This window comes from Microlunatus sp. M237 (assembly GCF_056896895.1).
In genome coordinates this window covers 296,555-315,582 of sequence record NZ_JBXHBL010000001.1, presented here as the reverse complement: position 1 = coordinate 315,582, position 19,028 = coordinate 296,555, and the positions used below count along the sequence as shown (strand labels likewise).

The following is a 19,028-nucleotide window of genomic DNA, read 5'->3' as shown; positions in this document are numbered from 1 at the left end:
GGGAGTCTCCCTCGACCTCGCTCGCCGCAGGACCTAGGTGCAGATGATCAGGCCCGTCGACCGGAACGCGGTCGAGGGCGGCGAAATCGCTGCAGCTGCATGACGCCAGGATGCCACCGCCATGGTGTAGCCGGCGAGTGATTTTCGACGGCCACGATCACCGGGCCGTCCGCGAGCCGGACCTGGGCCGCAGCACGAGATCGGTGATCACGCCGTCGGCGGGCAGCATCAGCATCGACACGATCGACTGCGCCACTGTGACCGGATCCAGATAGCTGTCCCGCTCGAACTCGGCGTCCTCGATGGTGCGGAGCTGTCGCTGCATGTCGGTAGCGGTCCGGCTGGGAAAGATGCTGCCGACCCGGATGTCCGGCTCGTCCACCCTGAGTGCGTCGGCGTAGCCGCGCAGTGCGAACTTGGAGGCACCGTAGGCGGTGACGGGTGCCCGGGTGCTCAGCCCGGAGGTCGAGTTGACGAAGACCACGGTGCCCCCGGCCCGACGCAACGCCGGCAGGAACACGCGGGTGATCTCGGCGACCGACGTGACGTTGACGGCGTACTGGTCGGTGAAGTCGGCCGCCGTCGTCGTGTCGATCGTGCCGCCACGCAGGATGCCTGCGCTGTGGACCAGGCCGTCCAGCTCAGCCACCTCGTCGACCAGTGCGGCGGCGGCGCCGGCGACACTCGGCGGATCCAGCAGGTCGCAGTACGCGATCTGGCGCAGGACAAGGTCGTCGGGGACCGCGGAGGACGGGCGCACGATGCCGTACAGGTCGTGACCGGCCGCCGCGAGCAGCCGCGCGACCTCTCGACCAATACCCCGCGTCACACCGGTGATCAGGAACCGCATGGCCGCCACTGTAGTGATCGAGGCCCGGACGAAGACCCGCAGCCCTCGGTCTAGGATCGGCCCGGGACCAGGACCGACACGAGGGAGTGACGATGAGCACGCAGGCGCAGACGACGACCAGGACGCTCGGCACCGGTGGGACCGAGGTGAGTGCCATCGGCTTCGGCTGCTGGGCGATCGGCGGCCCCGCGACGCGCGACGGTCGCCCGATCGGGTGGGGCGAGGTCGACGACGACGAGTCGGTCGCTGCCATCCATGCCGCGCTGGACGCCGGGGTCACCTTCTTCGACACGGCCAATATCTATGGCGCGGGTCACAGCGAGCGGGTGCTGGCCCGAGCCCTGGAGGGCCGCCGGGACGAGGTCGTGGTGGCCACGAAGTTCGGCAACATCTTCGACGAAGAGTCCAAGAAGGCCACCGCACGCGACGCGTCTCCGTCCTCGATCCGGCAACAGTGTGAGGACAGCCTGCGCCGGCTCCAGGCCGACGTGATCGACCTCTACCAGTTCCACATCGGCGACTACCCGATGGAGCAGGCCGGAGAGGTCCGCGACACGCTGGAGGACCTGGTCAGCGCGGGCAAGATCAAGGCGTACGGCTGGAGCACCGACGACCCGGAGCGGGCGGAGTTCTTCGCCCAAGGCCCGAACTGCAAGGCGATCCAGCAGTCCTTCAGCATCGTCAACGGCGACACCGACACACTCGCGGTCTGCGAGAAGTACGGCTTGGCCAGCATCGTTCGTGGTCCGCTGTCGATGGGCCTGCTGACCGGCAAGATGTCACGTCAGACCACCTTCGCCGAGACGGATGTGCGCAGCAGCTGGGACTGGGACGGCGACCAGGGCCGCCGGCTCGACGCGCTGGAGCAGATCCGAGGGATCCTGACCGAGGACGGCCGGTCGCTGGCCCAAGGTGCGCTCGGGTGGCTGCTGGCCAAGAGCCCGGCGTTCGTCCCGATCCCAGGCATCCGTACGGTGGCGCAGGCGCGGGACAACGCGGGCGTTCTCGCCGCCGGACCGCTGTCGACGGACCAGATGGACCGGATCGCCGCGGCCCTGCGTTCGAGTTGAGACGAGCCGATGCTCACGGAGAAGCGATGACCGAGCCTGATCCCGCCCCGAGCCCGTGCTGTGCACCTTCGTCGACCGGCCGCGGGGGTGGGCGCGACCTGCTCCGGGTCGAGCCGGTGACTGCCCGCTCCGCAGCTGACGCGGCGGGCGAGCAACGCCACCAGATCGAGCAGGTGCACGTCCCGGCGCAGGTGTTCGCAATGGGGGACTCGCTCGGCGACGGTCTGCCGGCCGACGGCGAGGGACCGGTGCATGAGGTGGAGCTCGACTCCTTCTCGATCGACGCGACGACTCTCACCAACGCCGACTTCGCCCGCTTCGTCGCGGCCACCGGCTATCGGACCGAGGCTGAGACCTTCGGCTACTCGGCGGTGTTCCACCTGGCGCTGGCCGTCGCGGACGGCGACATCGTCGGCAATCCACCGGCCACGCCGTGGTGGTGCGGCGTCCTCGGTGCCGACTGGGCTCATCCCGGCGGGCGGCGCTCGGACGTGGCCGCACTGGCCGACCACCCGGTGGTGCAGGTGAGCTGGAACGACGCGATGGCGTACTGCGAGTGGGCCGGTCGACGGCTGCCGACCGAGGCGGAGTGGGAGTGTGCCTCCCGCGGGGGCCGACGCGGGGAACGGTTCCCCTGGGGAAATGATCTTGGTGACGACTGGCAGTGCAACATCTGGCAGGGACGGTTTCCGATGGACAACACCGCGGCCGACGGCTGGGTGACCACGGCGCCGGTGCGCTCCTTCGCGCCGAACAGGTACGGGCTGTGGCAGATGGTCGGCAACGTCTGGGAATGGTGCGCCGACTGGTACGCGCCGGGCTACTACCGCCGGTCACCAGCGGTGGCACCCACCGGACCGGCCCACGGTGACGCCCGGGTGCTCCGGGGCGGCTCCTACCTGTGCCACGACTCCTACTGCAACCGGTATCGCAATGCAGCCCGCTCCTCGAACACCCCGGACTCCTCGATGGGCAACGCGGGATTCCGCACTGTCGCTCGCTGACGGCGACCGGCTCCGGCCGGGTGCGCCCGTCGCTAGCATCAGAGCATGCACCCCCTGGTCCGACCCCGAGCGCGGGCCTATCTCCTCGACGCCGCGCGGTATCTCGGCTTCGCTGCCGCCATGGTGCCGCTGGGTCTGGTGCTGAACCACTTCGGTCCGCCGACGCGGGGGACCGTCCTCGCACTGAGTGCGATACCGCCGGTGGCAGCCACAGTGCTTGCGGCGCTGGAGGAGCGGGGCAGTGGCACGCCCGGTCACCGGCGGCAGCGCCTGCGCGTGGTGGACGGCCAGGGACGACCGCCGGCCCTGGCCCGAGGTCTGGCCCGCAACGCGCTGAAGATCGGGCTGCCGTGGCAGCTGGGCCACGTGGTGGCGCTGGGAGCGGCTTTCGCCGGGTCCGAAGGGCTCGACCCCGTCACGCTCGCCGCCACAGCGGTCGTCTATCCCTGGCTCGCGGTGGCCGCCGTGATGGTCGCTACGGGGTCGGGTCGCGGCGTGCATGATCGGCTGACGGCAACCCGCGTCGTCGCCAGCTAGACGACAGCGTGGTGCACGTCCAGCTCCACAGCTGAATCAGCGGCTGCTCGGATGAGATCGAGATGCCGGGTGCTCAGGGTCTTGCGTCTGTAATCGATTACTGCCAAGGTGTGGCCAAGGGCAGCGCCGTCCTCGCCGGCGGAAGCTCGAATCGCATTTGCGGCTCGATCAGGTTGCCAGTGGTTCCGCTTTCTCCATGTTCACCAACCGCTCGCGCGAAGGGAGACCGCAATGGCTGCGGTTCCGCCCATCCCCTCGACCCTCCCGGCTGACGCCACCCGGCAGCAGCCCTTCGGCTCCGAGTCGACCCGGCAGGAGCCCTTCGGCTCCGAGTCCACGCGGCAGGAGCCCTTCGGCTCCTGGTCAGCTCTGCGGACCCACGGTCCTGAGGCAGGGGTCGCCGCGTTCCCCCTCGGCGGGATCGGCACCGGAACCGTCTCGATCGGCGCCCGCGGGGAGCTCCGTGACTGGGAGATCGCCAACCGGCCTGACAAGGGGCACTGGTTGCCGTTCACGTTCTTCGCCATCCGGGCCCAGCCGCAGGGCGAAGCGGCGGTCACCCGGGTCCTCGAGTCACGCGTCCAGCCGCCGCACGAAGGGGACTCCGGCCACCACATCGGCAAGCTCGCCGGCCTGCCACGGCTCGCGAACAGTCGGATGCGTGGGGAGTATCCGTTGCTCAGCATCGACTTCGAGGATGACGTGCTCCCGGTGGATGTGGGTCTGGAAGCCTTCACCCCGCTCGTGCCACTGGACGTGCACGCCTCCGGACTTCCCGGGGCGGTGCTGCGCTACTCAGTACGCAACCCGCTCGACTCTCCGGTTGCGGTGACCGTGGCGGGGTCCATGTCGGCCCCGATCGGGATCGTCGACCACAACATGTTCCAGTTCCCCGTATTCGAAGGAAACCCCACGGTTGCGGCCCGTACCTCGAACGGACTCACCGGGCTCGAGTTCGGCACCGATCTGGCTCCTGATCACCTGCTGTACGGCACGGCCAGCCTGACCACCGCGGATCCCAGCACCACCATGACACCGCAGTGGGCTGTCGACTTCTGGCAGGACGGGGTTCAGCTGTTCTGGGACGACCTCGCCGCGGACGGGCTGCTGGGCGAGCAGCCCTTCACCCTGGAGGGTGGATCCGAGCTCGGCCGATCACTGGACCGGCTGCCGAAGCTACGTACCGGCAGCATCGGGATCGTGGCCGACCTGGCTCCGGGGGAGACCCGCGAGTTCGAGTTCTTCCTGACCTGGCACGCTCCGAACCGTCCCCGGGCATGGCACGGCAACTGCGGGCTGCCCAACACCCACGCCGACGAGATCATCCGCAACCACTACGCGACCCGCTACGCCGACGCGTGGGCGGTGGCTGCCCACCTGCAGCGCAATCTCGGCGAGCTGGAAGCGGCCACGCGTGCCTTCCACCAGACCTTGGTCGGCTCGACGCTGCCGGCCGAGGTGGTGGACGCGGTGTCGGCCACTCTGGTCGTGCTCCGCAGCACCACCTGTCTGCTCCTCGACGACGGAAGCGAGCAGGGCCTGTTCGCTGCCTGGGAGGGCAGCTTCGACCACGTCGGCAGTTGCGAGGGCACCTGTACGCACGTGTGGAACTACGCGCAGACGGTCGCGAACCTGTTTCCCGCTCTCGAACGCAGCGCGCGCCGGACCGAGTTCTTGCACGAGACGCTGCCTGACGGGCGGATGAGATTTCGGACCAACGCCGTCTTCGGCAACGAGCCGCACGAGTTCCATCCCGCCGTGGACGGTCAGCTCGGCACGGTGGTGCGGCTCTTCCGCGAGTGGCGCTTCAGCGGAGATGACGCGTTCTTGACCGAGCTCTGGCCGGCGGCCAAGCGCGCCCTCGACTTCGCCTTCGCGGTGTGGGATGCCAACGCTGACTTCGTCCTCGACAGCCAGCAGCACAACACCTACGACATCGAGTTCTACGGTGAGAACTCACTGGCGAACTCGATGTTCTTCGCCGCGTTGCGCGCCGGTGCGGCGATGGCCGAGGGGGTCGGCGACATCACGACCGCCAAGCGCTACAGCGAGGCGGCCGACCTCGGTGCGGCCCGGATGGACGAGCTGCTCTACAACGGCGAGTACTACGACCAGCGGCTCGCCGACGTCGACGAGTACCGCTACCAGTACGGCGCCGGCTGCCTGTCCGATCAGCTGTTCGGACAGACCCTGGCTCATTTGACCGGGCTGGGCCATGTGCTGCCCGCCGAGCATGTCCGTAGCGCCGTCGGGGCCATCTACCGGTACAACTTCCGCCGCGACTTCCGCGACTATCACAGCGTTCAGCGCACCTATGCACTCAACGACGACCGCGGTCTGCTGCTGTGCACCTGGCCAACGGGTGGAAGACCGCGGATCCCCTTCGTCTACAGCGATGAGGTGTGGAGCGGGATCGAATACCAGGTAGCGACACATCTCGTCTACGAAGGTCTCGTCGAGGAGGGTCTGGAGCTCGTCCGGGCGGTACGGGAACGGCACGACGGGATCCGCCGCAACCCGTGGAACGAGGCCGAGTGTGGCAACCACTACGCCCGGTCGATGGCCAGCTGGGGCGTGCTGATCGCCCTCTCCGGTCTGCAGTGGGACGGCCGCACCGGCTCGCTCCGGGTCGCCCCACAGCCGGCGGCGACCGCGGCGGGGACCGCCCGGCTGTTCGTCTCGACGGCCCGGGGCTGGGGGGAGCTGGTGCTGGGCGTCGATGCAGCTGAGCTGCGACTGCTGTGGGGCGAGCTGGACCTGACCGAGGTGGACGCTCTCCACCCCGACGGGGCGAGGTTCGTGCTGGACGTCCCCGTCCAGCTCTCGGCCGGCGACAGCGTCCGGCTGGTCCCAGCCGACTCCCATCCCGAGCACTGACAACCACCACCACACACACGACGAGGTGCCATGACGACGTACGTCTTTCCGAGCCAGCGCGCGGCTCTGCCCGTTGCCAAGCCGAACACGCTCTACACCGTCGCCAACGGCGATCTGCGACTCTCCGCGAACACGAAATGCTGGCCGACACAGCAGCAGCTGGAAGCGGACTTCGCTGCCGCGGTGCGCCGGCTGGGTTGGGATGTCGAGCGGACCCACGGGGTCGACCCAGCCACCGGCCACGGCTTCATCGACAGCCAGCGGCGCGGGATCGAGATCTTCCGCGACATCCCGGTGGAGGCCCCGGTGGTGGTCGTGGACGCCGTCTGGCAATACAGCCATCACCTGCTGCCGGGGCTGCGTGATCACCGAGGACCGATCCTGCTGGTAGCCAACTGGGCCGGCGACTTTCCCGGCCTGGTCGGCATGCTGAACCTGGTCGGCAGCCTGACCAAGGCGGGGGTGACCCATTCGGCGTTGTGGAGCAAGGACTTCACCGATCCCTGGGCCACGGACAAGCTGGCGGAGTGGCTGGAGACCGGGACGATCGTGCACGACCTCAGTCACGTCCGGGATCTGGGGACGCTCGATGCGAAGAGCCCGGAGGTACGGCTGGGCCGTGCCCTCGCAGAACAGCTGCAGCGGGACAAGGCCATCATCGGCGTCTTCGACGAGGGCTGCATGGGCATGTACAACGCGATCATCGACGACGAGCTGCTCAACCCGCTCGGCATCTACAAGGAACGTCTGTCGCAGAGCGCACTGGTGGCGGAGATGGGCCGAGTCACTGACGCCGAGGCCGACGCGGTCCAGACCTGGTTGGAGGGAGCGGGTCTGGACTTCCGGTTCGGCACCGACCCGAAGACCGAGCTGACGCCGGACCAGGTCCATTCCCAGCTCAAGATGTATGTCGCCGCCCTGCGGATCAGTGACGACTTCGGTCTGGACGCCGTCGGGATCCAGTACCAGCAGGGCCTGAAGGACACGGTGCCCGCCAGTGACCTGGTCGAAGGGCTGCTCAACAACGTCGACCGGCCGCCGGTGACCAGCCGGGACGGGTCCCGGGTGCTCTACGAGGGCCTGGCGTTGCCACATTTCAACGAGGTGGACGAATGCGTCGCCGTCGACGCGCTGGTCACCAACCGGCTGTGGACGGCGATGGGCTTCGACCCGGCCACCACCTTGCACGACATCCGCTGGGGTGAGGACTACGCCGGGGAGTTCGTCTGGGTCTTCGAGATCTCCGGGTCCGTGCCGGCCAGCCACAACGGCGGGTACGCGCACTCGTACAGCATGCGACAGCCGCCGATGTTCTTTCCGTTGGGCGGCGGCACGCTCTCCGGCTGCTCCAAGCCGGGGGAGATTGTCTGGTCGCGGGTCTTTCTCGAGGACAACGAGCTGCACGTGGACCTGGGTCGCGGCCATGTCGTCGACCTGCCGGCGAAGGAGACTCAGCGCAGGCTGGACGCGACCGACCCGCAGTGGCCGATCATGCATGCCGTGCTGCACGGCGTCGATCGGAACCAGCTGATGGCCAGGCATCGGGCCAACCACGTCCAGGTGGTCTACGCGCCGGACGCGGCTGCTGCTGACGCAGCGGTGCTGGCCAAGGCTGCCATGTTCGAGGCGCTGGGGCTTCTCGTGCACGTGTGCGGGGAGGTGGATGTGTGACGCAGAGGTGCCACCACCCGGTGGCGGCGTGGGTTGTCGGCCTGCTAGGCGGCCTTGCATAACGACTCGAATGTCAATACCGATCGCGGGGATTGACGGCATTGCACTGGTTCTATTCAATGAAGTAATCGATTTCAAGCCAAAGGGGGCTTCGAATGACCAAGCGCGGAACATCAGCTTTGGACGGTTCGCAGGAGGGGATCCCGGGCCTGCTTCGGCACTCGGTCTCCCGACGCGGTTTTCTCGGCGGAGTCGGCACAGCGGCCCTCGGCCTGTCCCTGGCCGGCTGCGGCGATGACGACGAAGCCGGCGGCGGCACGGGAGCGGCGAGCGGCACGGTGACCTTCGTCTACTACGGCAACGCCGAGCAGCAGAAGGACTACGAGAAGCTCTTCACCAAGTTCAAGGCCGACCACCCAGAGATCACCCTGAAGGCTCAGGGCATCGCGGCGAAGTCGTGGGCGGACTTCGCCAACACGGTCTCCACCCGGCTGGCCGGCGGCCAGCCGCTTGACGTGGTCCAGATCGCCACGGAGGGTCAGCGGATCTTCGCCTCCAAGGGACTGCTTGAGCCGCTGGATGACTACATCGCCAAGGACAAGGCCGCTGTCGAGGCGTACTACAAGGACACACCGCCACAGATCAAGCAGTGGCTGCAGCAGTACTCGTCGCCGGACGGAAAGACGTACTACCTGCCCGGTGGCTACAACACCATGGCGCTCTACGTCAGCGGGAAGATCTTCGCCCAGGCGGGGGTGGAGGTGCCGACCGACACCTGGACCTGGGACGAGTTCCGAGCCGCCGGTCAGATGATCAAGGACAAGACCGGCGCCTATCTGGTGCCGGCCGGCAACGGCTACTTCACCGATGTCATGCCCTGGCTGCTCAACAACGGCGCCAGCACCTTCAACGAGGACCGGAGTCAGCCCACCTACGACAGCCCAGCGGCGGTGGAGGCGCTGACGTTCGCCCGCTCGCTGGTCGTTGACGGCCTGGCACCCAAGCCAGGTGGGACCTTCGACGCGCCCACCCAGATGTCGCAGGGCAAGCTGGCCAGCTTCGGCGGTGGCCGCTGGCCGACCAACGATCTTCGCCGGCTCAAGGCGCTGGAGGGGGTCCAGCTGGTGAAGTGGCCGACCAAGGCGGCACCGGGTTCGCCCGTCGGCTGGGACGCCTGGCCCATCCTCAAGGGCTCCAAGAACAAGGCGGCTGCGTGGACGCTGATCACCTATCTGATCTCGGAGGAGTTCGGCGACACCATCACCGCCGGTGGCGGTGCGGCGGTGCCTGGTCGCATCTCGGACGCGACCGGCGAAACCTTCCTCAAGGATGCGCCGAAGAACACCGAGCTGCTCTCCAACCTGCTTGAGGTCGCGACGCCGATCCCGTCGCCCGACCGTGGCGCTGAGAGCCAGAAGGCGATCGAGGAGGCGTGGCTGCAGGGGGTCAGCGGCACCAAGGAGCCGCAGGTCGCGCTGACCGAGGCGAACGCCAAGCTGCAGGACCTGCTGGCGTGACCGTGGCGACGGCCGGCCGGGTGGAGGGCGCCGTTCGCTCGCGGCGGCGGCGCCCTGCCTCCGGACGGAACATGCCGCTGGCCGGCTGGCTGTTCATCAGTCCAGCCCTGCTGCTGTTCCTGCTCTTCATCCTCGGTCCCTTCGTCGCCGCGATGGCTCTCAGCCTCTATTCCTACGACCTGCTCACACCGGCCGAGTTCGTGGGGCTGAAGAACTTCCGCGCCCTCGCCTCGGATGACCTGCTGCTCACGGCCCTGGGGAACACCTTCGCCTTCGCCTTCGCCTCAGTCGTCACCCACCTGGTGGGCGGGCTGCTGCTGGCGCTGGCGGTGAACCGCGGGCTGAACAAGGTGCTGTCCTACTTCATCCGGACGGCCGTGTTCTTCCCGTTCCTGATCTCCTGGGCCGCCGTCGCCCTGTTGTGGCGGTATGTCCTCGACCCGAACTTCGGCATCGTCAGCTTCTACCTCGCCAAGTTCGGCGTCACCGCTCCGGGCTGGTTCACCGATCCCGCCTGGGCACTGCCGTCGATCATCGGGATCGACTTCTGGCACACCATCGGCTACACCTTCTTGATCATGCTCGCCGGGTTGCAGACCGTGCCGAACGAGATGACCGAGGCGGCCCGGGTCGACGGTGCCAACCGGGTCCAGACGTTCTTCTTCGTCACCTTGCCGCTGATGACACCGACGATGTTCTTCGCATCGGTGATCACCTTCATCGGTGCGTTCCAGATCTTCGACCCGATTCAGATCATCACCGGTGGTGGTCCCAACGACGCCACCATCTCCGCGGTGATGTATCTCTACCAAACCGGCTTCCAGGCCTTCCAGATCGGTTACGCCTCAGCGATCGCCCTCGTCGTCTTTGCGGTGATCATGGCAGTGACCCTGCTGCAGTTCTGGGGCTCGCGAAAGTGGGTGCACAACGCATGACGACCGACACCGGTCTCGCCCGGCCCTCGGCCGCCAGCCCGCCGCGACATCGACGTCGCCGTCGGTTCAGCCTGGGCCGGCTCATCACCAGCGGGGTCCTGCTCGTCATCGGAGTGCTGATGATCGCGCCGCTGGTGTGGCTGATCTCGACCAGTCTGGTCGCTCCGCAAGAGGCCTTCCGACTGCCGCCGGCGTGGATTCCCACGCCGTTCAGCCTGCAGAATTTCTCCGACGTGTTCGACCTGATCCCGCTGGGCCGGATGGCAGTCAACAGCCTGATCGTGACCGTGATCAGTGTGGTCGGCTCGCTGCTCACCGCGTCTCTCGCGGCGTACGCCTTCTCCCGGCTGCCGTTTCGTGGCCGGGACTCCATCTTCTTGTTGCTGTTGACCGCGTTGATGGTGCCGGGTCAGCTCACCATCATCCCGATCTTCATCCTGATGCGAAGGCTGGAGCTGATCGACAACCTGGCCGCGCTGTGGCTGCCTGCTCTGATCAACGTGTTCGCCATCTTCTTCCTGCGGCAGTACTTCGCCACGATTCCCAGAGACCTGGACGAAGCTGCCCGCATCGACGGCGCGGGTCACCTGCGGATCCTGTTCCAGATCCTTCTCCCGCTAGCCGGTCCGGCCCTCTCTGCTCTGGCGATCTTGGGTTTCGAGGCGTCGTGGAACAACTACTTCGGCCCCTTGATCTTCCTCTCCAGCCCGGAGAACATGACCCTGCCGATCGGACTGGTGTCGCTGTCGGCCGGCCAGGGCGGCGGGCCGGCCGTCGTGGTCTTCGCCGGCATCACCGTGGTCGTGGTACCGATGCTGGTCGTCTTCCTCGCCTTCCAGCGCACGTTCGTTGCAAGCGTCGCCTCGGTCGGGATCCGCGGGTGAGTGAGCTCGCGTCCCACCGATCAGATCAGCTCGGCCGCGCGATTCGTGCCCTGTGGCCGAATCTTCCGGTCCTGCTGGTCGGCTCGGCGCTGGTCGCAGCCGGGTGGTCGGTGGCGCGTGCGCTGTCCCCGCACCTCGGGTCGGTCACGGTGCTCGCTCTATGGCTGCTGGTGTTGCCGCCGTTCGCCGTCCTGATCCGGGGCTGCGAGGTCCTGCTCGCCGACGAGCACTTCGGGGTCACGACCTTCCTGCACACGCTGCGGTCCAGCTATGGCCGGACGGTGGCGGCCGCCGCTCCCGCGGTGCTGGCCGTGCTCGCCACGCTGGTGGCGATTCAGGTGTGGCAGCTCAGCGGACAGACCTGGATGCTGGCCTCGGTGGCCGTGGGGGGCGGGGTCAGCATCGTCGCGCTCTACGTCGCAGTCGTCGCCGTGCCGTATCTGCTCCGCACCGGGGCCCGGCTGCGTACCGGCTGGTGGGTGGCCTGCTACATCGCCACCCGTAACCCGGTGCCCGTGCTCGCCGTGATGTCCGCGGTGGGTCTCGGTGTCTGGTCGGCTGGCTATCTCAGCTTTGCCCTGATCGTGCTTCTCCCGGGCCCGCTCGCCCTGGTCTGGGCGGCTGCCGTCGCCATCACGACCGAACGCAGCCAGCTTCAGCTCGCGGGCCGGGCCCACCGGCCCCACTGACCCTGCACCTCAGGAAGGACCTTCATGACATCACTCGAGTGGCCGGTGCTGTGTTCGTACGACGCGCAGCACCTCCAACGGATCTCGTTGCCGCTGGGCGGCATCGGTACGGGGACTGTGGGGCTGGGCGGTCGAGGTGACCTGCGGGACTTCGAGCTGGGGAACCGTCCCGGCAAGGGATTTCAGCCCACCACTGCCTTCTTCGCCGTCCGGGCCCAGGAGCCTGGCCGGCCCGCGACCGCGCTGGTGGCGGAAGGTCCGTTGCCACTCGAGCTCTATGAAGGGGCGTTCGGCTCTCCGGCCCCCAACCACGGTCTCCCTCGGTTCGCCTCCGCTCGCTTCGACGCGGCGTACCCGCTCGGGCAGATCCGGCTGAGCGACAATGCGTTCCCCCTCGAGGTGACGCTGCAAGGGTTCAACCCGTTCGTCCTCGCCGATACCGCAACCAGCAGCCTTCCCGTCGCCGTGCTGCGGCACCGCCTGACGAATCGGTCGAGCTCCACCGTCGCGGCCACTGTCGCCTGGTCGATGAGCAACTTCATCGGCGCGAACGGCACCGACGACCAGACCGGCGACAACACCAACACCTACCGGGCCACCGACTCACTCGTCGGGGTGACCATGACCGCTTCGGGGTTGCCGCCGACGGCCGAGGCCGCTGGCGAGGTGACGATGGCGCTGCTGGCACCGGCCGGGGTGACCGCCAGTCACCGGACGGGCTGGGAAGACCTCAGCTGGGGCAACTCCCTGCTCGACTTCTGGGACGACCTGCTCGCCGACGGCCACCTCGACCCACGCACCAGTGCCGCCGCGCGACCGACGGCCTCGGTGGCCGGCGAGATCTCGCTGGCGCCGGGGGAGTCCGCCGACCTCACCTTCTTGCTGACCTGGTGCTTCCCGCACCGGCGGGCGTGGCGTTCCGAGGAGTACGGCGGCATCAACATCGGCGAATACAGCGACGACATCGTCGGGAACGCCTACGCAACCCTCCATCCCGACTCCTGGCTCACCGCACTCGACGTCGCCAGCCGGCTGCCGGGGCTCGAGGAGGCCACCGTCGACTGTGTCCGCGCCGTGGTCGACACCGACGCCCCCGCGGAGCTCCGGGAGGCGGCGCTGTTCAACCTCAGCACGCTGCGCAGCTCCACGGTCTTCCAGACCGCCGCGGGTGACTACTACGGGTGGGAAGGCGTCGGGGACCGCGAAGGCAGCTGCTACGGGACCTGTACGCACGTCTGGGGCTACGAGTTCGCGACCTCACTGTTGTTCGCCCCGATCGCCAGGTCCTTCCGCTACACCCAGTTCGCCCGGTGCACCGACGAGGCCGGACTGATGAGCTTCCGAGCCGGGCTGCCGGTCGAGAAGTCCCAGAGCTGGGGGCTCGCCGCGGCGGACGGGCAGTTGGCCTGCATCGTGCATCTCTACCTGGACTGGCTGCTCAGCGGTGACCGTACCCTGCTCGACGACCTCTGGCCCGCTGCGCGTCGTGCACTCGAGTTCTGCTGGGTCCCCGGCGGCTGGGACGCCGACCGCGACGGCGTGATGGAGGGCGTCCAGCACAACACCATGGACGTCGAGTACTACGGCCCGAACCCGCAGATGGGCTCGTGGTACCTCGCTGCCCTGCGGGCGGCGGAGGAGCTGGCGCGAGCGGCGGGCGAGGTGGAGTTCGCCGGCTACTGTCGCTCTCTGTTCGACAACGGCTCCGCCTGGCTGGACCAGCAGCTGTTCAACGGCTCCTACTACCGGCACGAGGTGCGCCCGGTGACCGACGCCAGCTTGATCGCGGCCGGGCTCCGACACCGGAGCATGGGCTCCGCCGATACCGCCGACCCGGACCTGCAGCTCGGCGACGGTTGTCTGGTCGACCAGCTGGTCGGCCAGTACGCCGCCGGCGTGGTCGGCCTGGGTGAGCTGCTCGACCCCGAGCACGTCAGGTCGGCGCTGGCGGCGGTGCGGGAGCGCAACTTCCGGCCGTCGTTCGGCCACCACTTCAACCACATGCGCAGCTTCGTCCTCGGCGACGAAGCCGGTGTGGTGATGTGCAGCTACGACGCCGGTGCCCGCCCGGCGCGCCCGTTCCCGTACTTCAACGAGGTGATGACGGGCTTCGAGTACACGGCAGCGACCGGGATGCTGCAGGTGGGGGCGATCGCGGACGGCCTCGAGATCATCGCTGCCATCCGCAACCGGTACGACGGCGCGAAGCGGAATCCGTTCGACGAGGCGGAGTGCGGACACCACTATGCGCGGGCGATGGCCAGCTGGTCGGCGTTCGTGGCCTGGAACGCCATCTCCTACTCCGGGGTCAGCGCGACCTTGACCATCGGCGACAGTCCGGGGTCGGGCCGGGCGTTCTGGTCGACTGGGACAGCGTTCGGGACCTGGGAGCCTGCCCGGGACGCGGACGGACCGGGACGTCTGCAGGTGGTGGGTGGCGAGCTGCGGCTAGCGGCGCTGCAGGTCGGCGGCGCCACCTACAGCCCGCCCGACGGGCGGCTCCCGGCCGGCACCAGCTGGACCGTGGCCGGCGCACGCTCGTCTGCATGACGGCAGCGGCCCCGGGCGACCGGAGCCGCGCTAGTACGCTGTCGCGGTCCAGCCGAGCTAAGCGTGGGGTGCGAAGATGGTAAAGATCGTCGATGTCGCCGCGGCAGCGGAGGTCTCGGTCGCCACGGTGTCTCGCGCCCTCAACAACAGCGCCCGGGTCGACCCGGTGCTGGTCGCCCGGGTTCAGGCCGCCGCCGCCGCGCTCGGCTATCGGCCCAATGCCGTGGCTCGCAACCTCAGGCGACAGGGGACCAAGGTATGGGCGCTGATCATCACCGACATCAACAACCCCTTCTACACAGCCGTCGCCCGCGGGGTGGAGGATGTGGCGCAGGAGCTGGGCTTCTCGGTGCTGCTCTGCAACAGCGACGAGGACCAGCCCAAGCAGGACCGCTATCTCGAGGTCGCGGCCCAGGAGCGGGTCGCGGGGGTGATCCTGGCTCCACGGGCGGACGACTCCGACGTGTCCAGCCTGCGGTCGGGCAACATCCCTCTCGTCGTCGTCGACCGCCATCTCGACGCACCGGCGGACTTCGTCACGGCGGCGTCCTTCGAAGGTGCCGTGCTGGCGACTGAGCATCTGCTCCGGCGCGGCTGGCAACGCCCCGCCTGCATCACCCGGCCTGCCGACACCGCGACGACCGAGCAGCGCAGGCAGGGATACGAGGACGTGGTCCGTCGGCACGGGCTGCCGTCGATCGTCAGGCATGTCCCGTTCCACACCGACAGCGGTGTCGAGGTCATCGGCAAGCTCTTCGACGCCGCCGACCCGCCAGACTCACTGCTGACGGTGGACTCGATGCTGGCTCTCGGCGTGATGACGGGATTGAAGCGGCGCCGGCTGCGGGTCGGCCGCGACGTCGGGCTGATCAGTTTCGACGACGCCCCGTGGGCGCCGGTGGTCGACCCGCCCCTGTCGGTGGTGGCCCAGCCGGCGTACGAGATCGGGGCCGAGGCGGCCCGGTTGCTGGCCCGCCGGATTCGCGGACAGGATCTGGAGGAGCCACAGACGCGGATCATGAGCACCACGTTGATCGTTAGGGGGAGCTGTCGCCGGCCCCGGGCCCGGAAGGCGATCTAGGCACTAGATTGGACACAAAGCAGCGCATCAGCCCTCGGGCAGGGTGAGCTGACCTGGCCACGGCGGCCGTACTCTCCCGCGAGGAGGGACTGCGATGGAGCATGACCCGCTGGAGTACTGGTTCGTGGGCGTCGTCCTGCTCACCGTGCTCGGACTGGTGCTGCGGATCGCGCCACCCATCCGCCGAGTGCTGGCCCAGTGGCTGCTCACCGTGGGCCGGTGGCTGCTGGAGCGCCTCGAGCGGGTGGAGGAGATCGACCCGGTGGCAGAGGACCTGGCGCGGGCGCTCCGGCGAGAGCGACTCCGTGGTGATGTCGAGCGGCTGCAGCACCTGCTCGCCACCGACGCGTGGATGTCGGCCACCCGTCAGCTGGGCAACCGGCTCGCGTACGACTGGCTGGTGCGCGAGCTCAACGGGGCGCGGGATCCGCAGCGCCCGACCCCGACCGCTGCCGCGGTCCGCATCGCGCTCCCGCCCGCCCGGTCGTCGGAGTCGACGTACGTGGCCAGCCCCGGCGGCCGCCGCGCCCGCACCGTCGAGAGTCTGGACCTCGGCTGGCGGAGCTGACCGTCGCCGACGTCACCCGCCTCAGTCCCGCTGCAGGTCCAAGCCCGGGGCACGGCGCGGGTGCCCGACGGTCAGCCAGATGCTCGCCACCAGGTAGTAGGCGACGTAGGCCAGCGAGAGGGCGATGAGCAGCAGGTTCGGGCTCTGGCCGTCGAGCAGGATGACGGCGTAGAGCAGCAGCCATGCTGCCGCCAGGGTCAGGTTCAGGCCGCGGGCGAAGGCGGTCCGCGACGGATAGACGTACTTGACCGGGACGAACACGGCGGCGGCGCAGATCAGCAGGATCGCCGCGGTCACCGCGGGGGAGAGGTCCAGCACCACGACGTAGAAGGCGACCACGTTCCAATAGCTCGGGAAGCCGAGGAAGAAGTGGTCGTCGGTCTTCGCATCGGTACGGCAGAACTGGAAGCACGAGGCCATCAGCGGGATCGCGGCCAGCGCCGAGCCCCACGCCCCGTCGGGCAGATAGCCTCCCGCCCACAGAATCACCATCGGCACGAAGGCGTAGGTGATGTAGTCGACGATGTCATCCAGCCGGGCGCCGTCGAAGCCGGGAATGGTCTCCTTCACCCGGAGTCGACGGGCGAGCATGCCGTCGGTGCCGTCGATGATCAAGGCGGCAAGCAGGATCCACAGCGCCCGGACGGCGTCGCCCTCCAACGCCGCCACCACGGCGAGCAGCGCGAGCACCGTACCGCTCGCGGTGTAGGCATGCAGTGCCCAGCCGGCGGCGCGTAGCCCCGGTGAGACGCGGAGCTGGGGCGGCGCGTCGAGGGTCGTCACGTGGTTCTCCTGGGCGGCGTCGGGACCGGGTCGAGCACTGGAATTCTGGCACACGGCCGCGGTCCCCGCGCGCAGCCGCGGGGCGGAGCTCAACTCAGCACCCGGCGCGGGCAGCCACAGGATGTGCCCTGCTTGAGCTGCGGTTGAAGCACGTGGTGGACGGCGGTGCGGTCGTCGTTGCGGATCTGTAGCAGCAAGGTGTCGATGGCCGTGCGCGCGATGGTGCTGACCGCTTGGTCGACAGAGGTCAGCGCGGGCTGGGTGAACTGGCCGGCCTCAGTGCCGTCGAACGACACGATGGCGATGTCCTCCGGCACCCGGTGCCCGGTCTCGGCGCAGGCGCGGATCGCACCGATGGCCTGGGCGTCGCTGACGGTGAAGAGGGAGTCCGGTCGGGCGTCGCCGGCGAGCACCTCCAGCATGGCGGTGTAGCCACCCTCGCGGGACAACGTTGAGCGGACCGGGTCGGGGGCCGACGTGCCGGCCGCGGCGAGCGCGTCGCGCCAGCCCGCCTCACGCTGCCCGACCGCCTCGATGTCGGCAGGTCCTGAGATGCAGACCGGCCGGGTGCGTCCGTGCTGCAGCAGATGCTGGACGGCGTCCACAGCGCCCTTGCGGTTGTCGAGCACCACCGTCGAGAAGGGCGAGCCCGGCGGCGCGCGGTCCAGCAGGACGACCGGGATGTCTTCTTGGGTGATCACCCGCACGTCAGGGTGCGCGGTCGCTGAGATCACCAGCAGCCCGTCGACCTGGCGGTCCATGAACGCGTGCAGATAGCCCTGCTCGCGACCGGGGTCGTTGTTGGCCGTGCCGATCATCAGCATGTAGCCGTGGTCGAACGACTCGTTCTCCACCGCCTGGGCGAGCTCGGCGAAGTGGGGGTTGAGGTGGTCCGGCATCAGCATCGCGATCGAGTGCGACCGGTTCCCCCGCAGCGCCTGAGCGATCTTGTTGGGACGGTAGCCGAGATCCTCGATGGCCTTCAGCACCCGGCTGCGCGCCTCGGCCGAGACCGGCCGCGGCCCGTTGTTGAGCACATAGCTGACCAGAGCCGGGGACACGCCGGCGATCCGGGCGACATCGGCCCGCGTGACCGGCATCAGGGCTGCTGCTGCTGGCCGGTTGACCCGTTCGCCGGCGGCTGGGCGCCGTGGTACGTGACGGCAGCCGACCCTGCTTCGATCCCGGCCTTGCAGCCTCCGACGAGGTCACCGGCGGCGGCCAGATAGGCCGCGGCCGCGCCGACGAAGGCGTCGCCGGCCCCGGTGGTGTCGACGACGGTGACCGCCGGCGCGGGCAGCGAGCCGTGGTCCGAGCCGTTGCTGTACAGCGCACCGTCACCGCCGAGGGTGACGATGACGGAGCGGCAGTGCGCGGCCAGTGTGGTGGCGAGCTCGGCTCGCGGCAGCGTCGCCGCAGCGGGCGTGCCCAGCGCCGCCGCCAGCGCGGTGGCTTCCCCTTCGTTCACGATCAGAGGATCGCACGTCGCCAGCACCGCGGGGGTGATCGGCCGATACGGGGCGAGATTCAAGACGAACCGCGCTCCAACGGCCGCAGCGACCTCCGCCGCCGCCGTGATGCACTCGACCGTCAGCTCGGCCTGGGTCAGCACGACATCGATGTCGGGGATGGCGGACAGCGCCGAACGTACCTGCTCGGCCGTGAGCGCCAGATTGGCCGACGACGCGACCACGATCGCGTTCTCGCCGTGGCTGTCGATCATCACGATCGCCGTGCCGGACGGATGGTCACGAAGCATGGCGACGTGCTCGACGCCGACTCCGGCGGCGCTCAGGGACTGCAGCAGAGCCGGGCCGGTATCGGATCCGAGCGCTCCGATCAGCTCGGCCCGTCCGCCGTGGCGTGCCACCGCCACGGCCTGGTTGGCACCCTTCCCGCCGGGGCCGCGGTCCAGCCGATCGGCCAGAATGGTCTCTCCGGGTCGGGGGAGGGTGCCGACCCGGAGCCGCAGATCCTGGTTGATCGACCCGACGACGGCGATCGTCGCCATT

Annotated in this window: 16 protein-coding genes; 12 read left to right on the top strand and 4 right to left on the bottom strand. The window is 68.8% G+C overall.

Going from position 1 to position 19,028, the window contains the following annotated elements; genetic code table 11:
- Positions 1–157: 157 nt before the first annotated feature.
- On the bottom strand, positions 158–850 hold the full coding sequence (locus AC1XX3_RS01460; protein WP_483319299.1) for an SDR family NAD(P)-dependent oxidoreductase: 693 nt from the start codon (positions 848–850) through the stop codon (positions 158–160).
- A 92-nt stretch (positions 851–942) separates the two neighbouring features.
- Here AC1XX3_RS01460 and AC1XX3_RS01455 point away from each other — a divergent pair, with 92 nt between their 5' ends.
- The 12 genes from AC1XX3_RS01455 (at position 943) to AC1XX3_RS01400 (ending at position 16,233) form a co-directional block, all read left to right on the top strand.
- Positions 943–1,920, top strand: coding sequence for an aldo/keto reductase (locus AC1XX3_RS01455; RefSeq protein WP_483319298.1), 978 nt, complete (start codon positions 943–945; stop codon positions 1,918–1,920).
- A gap of 26 nt (positions 1,921–1,946) precedes the next feature.
- The gene (locus tag AC1XX3_RS01450) at positions 1,947–2,924 is read left to right on the top strand and encodes a formylglycine-generating enzyme family protein (RefSeq protein WP_483319297.1); all 978 of its coding nucleotides are present in this window, start codon (positions 1,947–1,949) and stop codon (positions 2,922–2,924) included.
- Between the two features lie 45 nt (positions 2,925–2,969).
- Complete coding sequence (locus tag AC1XX3_RS01445; RefSeq protein WP_483319296.1) at positions 2,970–3,461, top strand: RDD family protein; 492 nt, start codon at positions 2,970–2,972, stop codon at positions 3,459–3,461.
- A gap of 231 nt (positions 3,462–3,692) precedes the next feature.
- Complete coding sequence (locus AC1XX3_RS01440) at positions 3,693–6,338, top strand: GH116 family glycosyl hydrolase (RefSeq protein ID WP_483319295.1); 2,646 nt, start codon at positions 3,693–3,695, stop codon at positions 6,336–6,338.
- A 30-nt stretch (positions 6,339–6,368) separates the two neighbouring features.
- The gene (locus AC1XX3_RS01435; protein ID WP_483319294.1) at positions 6,369–8,009 is read left to right on the top strand and encodes a hypothetical protein; all 1,641 of its coding nucleotides are present in this window, start codon (positions 6,369–6,371) and stop codon (positions 8,007–8,009) included.
- A 155-nt stretch (positions 8,010–8,164) separates the two neighbouring features.
- Positions 8,165–9,526 (top strand): ABC transporter substrate-binding protein, encoded by a 1,362-nt coding sequence (locus AC1XX3_RS01430; RefSeq protein WP_483319293.1) that lies wholly within the window; start codon positions 8,165–8,167, stop codon positions 9,524–9,526.
- On the top strand, positions 9,523–10,461 hold the full coding sequence (locus tag AC1XX3_RS01425; protein ID WP_483319292.1) for a carbohydrate ABC transporter permease: 939 nt from the start codon (positions 9,523–9,525) through the stop codon (positions 10,459–10,461). Before AC1XX3_RS01430 ends, AC1XX3_RS01425 begins: the two co-directional genes overlap by 4 nt.
- The gene (locus tag AC1XX3_RS01420) at positions 10,458–11,345 is read left to right on the top strand and encodes a carbohydrate ABC transporter permease (protein WP_483319291.1); all 888 of its coding nucleotides are present in this window, start codon (positions 10,458–10,460) and stop codon (positions 11,343–11,345) included. The genes AC1XX3_RS01425 and AC1XX3_RS01420 overlap by 4 nt, the downstream gene beginning before the upstream one ends.
- A complete protein-coding gene (locus AC1XX3_RS01415) occupies positions 11,342–12,034 on the top strand; it encodes a hypothetical protein (RefSeq protein WP_483319290.1) in 693 nt (230 codons plus the stop codon). The genes AC1XX3_RS01420 and AC1XX3_RS01415 overlap by 4 nt, the downstream gene beginning before the upstream one ends.
- 24 nt (positions 12,035–12,058) lie before the next feature.
- Positions 12,059–14,584, top strand: coding sequence for a GH116 family glycosyl-hydrolase (locus AC1XX3_RS01410; RefSeq protein ID WP_483319289.1), 2,526 nt, complete (start codon positions 12,059–12,061; stop codon positions 14,582–14,584).
- A gap of 76 nt (positions 14,585–14,660) precedes the next feature.
- On the top strand, positions 14,661–15,665 hold the full coding sequence (locus AC1XX3_RS01405) for a LacI family DNA-binding transcriptional regulator (RefSeq protein WP_483319288.1): 1,005 nt from the start codon (positions 14,661–14,663) through the stop codon (positions 15,663–15,665).
- Positions 15,666–15,759: 94 nt separating this feature from the next.
- Positions 15,760–16,233: a hypothetical protein gene (locus AC1XX3_RS01400; protein WP_483319287.1), complete on the top strand. Its 474-nt coding sequence runs from the start codon at positions 15,760–15,762 to the stop codon at positions 16,231–16,233.
- A 21-nt stretch (positions 16,234–16,254) separates the two neighbouring features.
- Here AC1XX3_RS01400 and AC1XX3_RS01395 read toward each other — a convergent pair whose 3' ends face one another.
- From AC1XX3_RS01395 to AC1XX3_RS01385, 3 genes are all read right to left on the bottom strand, one after another.
- Entirely contained in the window at positions 16,255–17,016 is a 762-nt protein-coding gene (locus AC1XX3_RS01395; RefSeq protein WP_483319286.1) for a CDP-alcohol phosphatidyltransferase family protein, read from the bottom strand.
- Positions 17,017–17,105: 89 nt separating this feature from the next.
- Positions 17,106–18,116, bottom strand: a complete 1,011-nt coding sequence (locus tag AC1XX3_RS01390; protein WP_483319285.1) for a LacI family DNA-binding transcriptional regulator — start codon at positions 18,114–18,116, stop codon at positions 17,106–17,108.
- Entirely contained in the window at positions 18,116–19,027 is a 912-nt protein-coding gene (locus tag AC1XX3_RS01385) for a ribokinase (RefSeq protein ID WP_483319284.1), read from the bottom strand. The genes AC1XX3_RS01390 and AC1XX3_RS01385 overlap by 1 nt, the downstream gene beginning before the upstream one ends.
- Position 19,028 lies beyond the last annotated feature (1 nt).